This window comes from Ruegeria sp. D4 (genome assembly GCF_056534475.1).
On sequence record NZ_JBQFPJ010000039.1, the window covers coordinates 1 to 4,905 of the forward strand.

At 51.2% G+C, this 4,905-nt stretch carries 6 protein-coding genes and 1 tRNA gene; 3 read left to right on the top strand and 4 right to left on the bottom strand.

Annotated features, from left to right (window positions below; genetic code table 11):
• Nucleotides 1–379: 379 nt before the first annotated feature.
• Nucleotides 380–682, bottom strand: a complete 303-nt coding sequence (locus tag ACR0MI_RS23535; RefSeq protein WP_170617598.1) for a hypothetical protein — start codon at nucleotides 680–682, stop codon at nucleotides 380–382.
• Between the two features lie 239 nt (nucleotides 683–921).
• Here ACR0MI_RS23535 and ACR0MI_RS23540 point away from each other — a divergent pair, with 239 nt between their 5' ends.
• Nucleotides 922–1,362: a hypothetical protein gene (locus tag ACR0MI_RS23540; RefSeq protein ID WP_170617600.1), complete on the top strand. Its 441-nt coding sequence runs from the start codon at nucleotides 922–924 to the stop codon at nucleotides 1,360–1,362.
• Between the two features lie 88 nt (nucleotides 1,363–1,450).
• The gene (locus ACR0MI_RS23545; RefSeq protein WP_170617602.1) at nucleotides 1,451–1,702 is read left to right on the top strand and encodes a hypothetical protein; all 252 of its coding nucleotides are present in this window, start codon (nucleotides 1,451–1,453) and stop codon (nucleotides 1,700–1,702) included.
• A 243-nt stretch (nucleotides 1,703–1,945) separates the two neighbouring features.
• On the opposite strand, the gene ACR0MI_RS23550 is transcribed toward ACR0MI_RS23545, so the two are convergent.
• Nucleotides 1,946–3,472 (bottom strand): hypothetical protein, encoded by a 1,527-nt coding sequence (locus ACR0MI_RS23550; protein ID WP_170816985.1) that lies wholly within the window; start codon nucleotides 3,470–3,472, stop codon nucleotides 1,946–1,948.
• 281 nt (nucleotides 3,473–3,753) lie between these two features.
• Between ACR0MI_RS23550 and ACR0MI_RS23555 the strand changes: the two genes are divergently transcribed.
• Nucleotides 3,754–4,134: a DMT family transporter gene (locus ACR0MI_RS23555; protein WP_170617606.1), complete on the top strand. Its 381-nt coding sequence runs from the start codon at nucleotides 3,754–3,756 to the stop codon at nucleotides 4,132–4,134.
• Here ACR0MI_RS23555 and ACR0MI_RS23560 read toward each other — a convergent pair.
• A complete protein-coding gene (locus ACR0MI_RS23560; RefSeq protein WP_480855739.1) occupies nucleotides 4,100–4,501 on the bottom strand; it encodes a hypothetical protein in 402 nt (133 codons plus the stop codon). The genes ACR0MI_RS23555 and ACR0MI_RS23560 overlap by 35 nt on opposite strands.
• A gap of 313 nt (nucleotides 4,502–4,814) precedes the next feature.
• Nucleotides 4,815–4,891 (bottom strand) — tRNA-Met (locus ACR0MI_RS23565).
• Nucleotides 4,892–4,905 lie beyond the last annotated feature (14 nt).

Genomic DNA, 4,905 nt, shown 5'->3' on the forward strand with positions numbered 1-4,905 from the left:
ACTGTCCGAACTCTATTGTTCCAAGGTTGCTCATCTGGCGCATGCGCCATCGCTTCCCCCGTGACGTCGGCCTCTCGTCTTTAGGACGGGAGGGTCCGCTGTCGCGGACTTGTGCATCGCCGGTCTAATGCGCCGTCTTGGCCAAAGCGCTGCATAGCTAAGCAGGGAAAGCTACTCACCAGTCGGACTGCACAGTCTCCCATGGAAACCGTTTTGGTGATCCGCCTCGATTGAAATGGTCTGCCGTTATGGCTAAGAAAACTGGGAAACCACAAGCGTTGCATCTGGCCTCTCAGCCAGGATAGCCCTATCTGTCGATCCGCGTTCTGGGCATCATGCCTGGAATTCATCGTTGAACACACTTCAACCTGTTCTCTGCTTACCGATTGCCAGAACCAGGTCCGCCTGCCAGCATTGCTGCTTGGCGCATTCGCTGGAACTCGTCAGGTGTGACGGTTCCATCGCTGACATCAATACCCTTGGGAATCCGCGCTCGTTTGTGTCCGACTACACGAACGCTGCTTCTTGTGATTTCCAGGCAGGCAGAGTTGTAGCAAGTCAGCCCATTTGTGTTGATTTGAATAGCGGTTTGACCAATTGCATTGGTGACCAAAGGAGCCTGGGTAGTAGTGGCGCAAGCTGAAGCCAACACCGCAAACCCGAAACACGCCCATTTTTTCATACGCAACTCCTTTATTCCTCAAAGATAGGTCAGCAACCGTTCAGTCAAATTTTTCGAGCGTCTACTTCGAGCCCAAAATGCGCAATTCTACGTCTTGTGCGAAATCCTTTTTTTTCAGGCAACGCGCAACGAAGTCGGACGTCCATCCAACAACAGTTGCACTACTGTAGGACACCTCCAAAGAACGGTGAACTCTTCACATTTTCGTTTTGCACAAACTGGAAAGGTGGAGAGAAAAGATGTCACAATTTGATTTGCTAACGACGCTGCGAAACCAATACCCGGCGACTACGGCTGCGGCACACAATTTGGTCTTACGTACGTCTGAGCTTTCAGTTGCCAGAAAGCACAAAGTTCAGATTTACGTTGACAAGACTCCTCGGGCGCTGATCGCCTTCGAAAACGGCCTTTGGGAAACCTTACTTTGGGCTGCCCGAGAATCCAATGCGACAAGCGCAGAGCGGCTGTTCAAATTCACAGCAAACTTCTTCGCTCAGTTCGCATTGGCATGTCCAACGTGGAATAACGTCCTGCCCGAAGTCACAGATTACTTGATTGCAGCAAGCAGCGCAGAAAAGTCCCTGCTTACTGACGCTGTCGACCAGGTCAAAAGAGAACAATCCATAATGATTGGCATCGGGCGCGAGAACCCATCGAACCGGGCGAGCAAACAACAGTGAGCCGCTTTCGACTTTAACTGGGTCGCCGCAAGAAGAGGCACCCGGTGTTTTAGGGTAGCGACAGTAAACACATTGAATGGAGAAGAAAATGAAAGACCTTGATTCACAAGCTTGGGACATAGTTCTTTCGATAACGCCCAAAGACATATTGAAGTTCTACCAAAAGACTGACGACCTAAGTGATCTACACCAAAAAATTTATGAAGAGTTTCTGGTCAACGGTCGGTTTGCTTGCGTGCACCATGAGTTTTTCTTTTACTCAGATGCAGCTGAGCAGCAAGCCTATGTACTGCGTGTTCAAAGACTCACTGGGACCCAACCGGACTCTTTTCGGCGGTGATTCAAAGGATTGCGAAGGTTCTACCAGGTAACACGAGACTGGTCTTCAACCGGACGCAAGAGACGCCAAAAATATCACGATTGGCTGCAGATTGTTGGACGATTCAGGAAGAAAAAAACGGTTGAACCTTCGAAAATCGTGCTGTGTGCGAGTAAGAACAACGAATTTTTCATTTGCCTGCGACTTTGCGAAAATCAAAACAGCAGTTTTGTCTCCTTCCGTCACTTGCCAGAATCTACCGATTCAAAGGCGCTCCAACCCTGCACGGATCATTTCAACCAGGCCGCGTGCGAAGGGTAGATCGTTTATGTATTCGTCAATTGTGAAGTCTCCGTTTATTTGAGGCAATTGTGCTCTGGCCAGCCCTGTTTCACCGGCGAGGCTATGCACCGCGGAAATAATCAAACGATCGATGAAATAGTCTCGCACATCTATTTGGCGTACTTTTTCGACAGCGGCCTTGAAGTCTCCTTTCTCAACGTCTTCCAAGCAAAGTGTAATCTGGGTCCAAGTTGGCAACATGGGATTCGCATCCGTCGCTTGTCGTACCAATTCCGCGCCTTTATTGGGGTCGCCGACTAATGCAATCCATCCTCCAGCCACAGCGAGCAGAAGATTGCCATTCGGATTGGCGCGAATTGCGGCATCAATTAATTGCAGAAAACTAGGTTTATCTCCATCCAATTGGGCATAGACGGCTGCTGCGATCAGAGCCTCCTGGCAATTTGGCTCAAAAGCCAGTGCTTTATCTGCGTGAGTTCGGCCATCTTCGACAACGGACTTCAGTCGTTTTTGTCCGACACCTACCTGTTCAACATATCCAAACGCCAAAAGTGCATGCGCCAAGCCACTGGTTGGGTTCTCCCTGACAGCGGCTTGCGACAGTTCCAACATTCGCGCCAAGCTGCTGACTTTGTTTGCGCGAAGGTGGGTGTGGAACGCCAACAGAGCTTCATACACGTTTGAGTCCGAAGCTGGTCGCGTTTGAGCGTTTCTCGCAGCGTCGGTTGCAACAAACCCATATGCATCCGCAATACAGACGGCGCAGCGCTTTGCGACGTCTTCTTGAGCTTCGAAAATATTGGCGTTGCTCAAAAAGATGTCTTTGCGCTCCGACCAAACTAGGTCACCGGTGTCTCTACGTTTCAATTGAACAACTATGCGCAAACACTCGCCATCTTCGCGAACCGTTCCGCCCAGAACATAGTCGCAGCGCTCAAGTGAATTATGTTCTTCCTGGGTTTCTAATTTCGAGTTTTCGGCCCTAAAACCTGTAAGTACCCGGACATAACCGAAACGGGCGAGTTCCAATGCAATCTCTTCTGGCAAACCATCGCGGAAAAAAATTGCACGCGCAGTCTCTGACCCTGAGAACGATCTAATGCCTAGCGTGGGCAACCTTGGCGTTTGCTCATCAGTCAAACTCGCGTCGCTTGCCTGAAATTCTCGAATGCGAAAGGTGGGTCGATACCGACCTTTTGGAACCGATATTTCTACCCTGTTTTGTCGACCTGAGGTCAAATAGTAATAATTTAATGCCTTTCTCAGTTTTACCGCTTCAGTTCGCACAACGGGATCAGTGTTGGGATCAAAGTCTGCGCCTCGTCCAAACACATCCATTGCCAACGCAGTGCCATGAAGTTCTTTACCCCTGCCGTCGATTTCACTTCTGACGAGGTGTTCAAAAAAAAATCTGTTGCGTTTGCTGACCGCGAAGTCACTCGAACCAACAATACGTTCCAGCTCTTCCAGGACCTCTTCTCTACTCACTTCTAAGGGCAAGAGTCACACCTTGGGGTCAGCCGCGCCAAATAACCTAAGTAGCACACTCTGGGTAGCACGACAAAGGAGACAACACCTTTTGGAAGTGATCGCCATCTCTAAGTTCGGTGTTTCGTGTTCCAACTTATTTTCACTGCGATAGCAAATGTCGCAAACGACCTGACGGGTGCGTTGGACACAATGCGCTTTTCCACTGCATTTATGTGGGCAAAACTGTCGTTCGAAGAATCTTTAAAGACGAAAATGCAAATGCGTGGTAGCTCCAGATTATGGCAACGACAACTGCGCGAAATCGACCATCCATCCCTTACGCATTTGCCGTTTTTGGTGTTCTTTTTGCTTCAATCTGTTTCGGCCTGGTTCCCTACTTCAGCCGCAGCCTAACCGAACAGGGAGTTGCACCGTATGTGGTCGCATTCTACCGCTACATTGTTGCGGCAGTTCTTTTGCTTCCAGTTCTCATCTTGCACCGAAAAGAATGGCGAGAGATCACTTGGGGCCTTTCAGCCGGAGCAGTAATGGGGATTGGTTGGATCGGATATGTAACGGCGCTGGAGAAGTTGCCCGCATCGACAGTGGGTGTGCTCTACATGACCTATCCGGTGTTCACCCTAGCTACTGCCTGGGCTGTATTTGGCGAACCTGGCTGACATCCACCTGGAACGCCACCTGCACTGTCCCGGTGATGGCCGAACCTAACTGGTTCTGGAAGACGGCGAGACCAAAAATGAACGGCCTGTCGAGTTCGAGATCCCGCGTGATGTATTGCGCATGATCGACGTTCATCTCAAATCTCGCTGTCCGGAACTCTGCCCCGCTGGAACGCCTTGGCTGTTTCCCCGCAGGGATGGTCAGCATTCGGTTGATCCCGGCGCTCTGGCTGCGCGCATCTCCAAACGGATCCGGAAGGAAACGGGGTTGGAGATGAACGCCCACCTGTTTCGACATTTCGCGGTGATGAACTGGCTCGACGCCAATCCCGGCGGCTACGAGGTTGCGCGCCGATTGCTCGGGCATTCGGAGGTCAGCCACACCATCAACATGTATTCCGGTCTTGAGGCACGGTCGGCGACACGTGCCTTTGCTGACCTGATAGACGCCAAGAATCTGTCGGAACTCTATCGCTCAAAGGTCGCCGATCTGGCACAGGCACTATCAGACCCGGCGATCCGCACGGGGGCCTTGGAGATTATCCGGGGCTTGATCGAACGTGTTACGATCCAACATGAACGGGATGGCGTGCAGATTGATTTGGAGGGTGCCCTGGCAGCGATGATTGGGTTGGTCCAGAACGACAAAAGCCGCCTTGCGGCGGCTGGTTCGGTAAAAGTGGTTGCGGGAGCAGGATTTGAACCTGCGACCTTCAGGTTATGAGCCTGACGAGCTACCGGGCTGCTCCATCCCGCGACACTTTTGATGAC

Excerpts from the sequence above, each read along its gene's own strand:
- ACR0MI_RS23535 (WP_170617598.1), bottom strand. The coding sequence starts at position 682 with ATGAAAAAATGGGCGTGTTTCGGGTTTGCGGTGTTGGCTTCAGCTTGC.
- ACR0MI_RS23540 (WP_170617600.1), top strand. The coding sequence starts at position 922 with ATGTCACAATTTGATTTGCTAACGACGCTGCGAAACCAATACCCGGCG.
- ACR0MI_RS23545 (WP_170617602.1), top strand. The coding sequence starts at position 1,451 with ATGAAAGACCTTGATTCACAAGCTTGGGACATAGTTCTTTCGATAACG.
- ACR0MI_RS23555 (WP_170617606.1), top strand. The coding sequence starts at position 3,754 with ATGGCAACGACAACTGCGCGAAATCGACCATCCATCCCTTACGCATTT.
- ACR0MI_RS23560 (WP_480855739.1), bottom strand. The coding sequence starts at position 4,501 with ATGCCCGAGCAATCGGCGCGCAACCTCGTAGCCGCCGGGATTGGCGTC.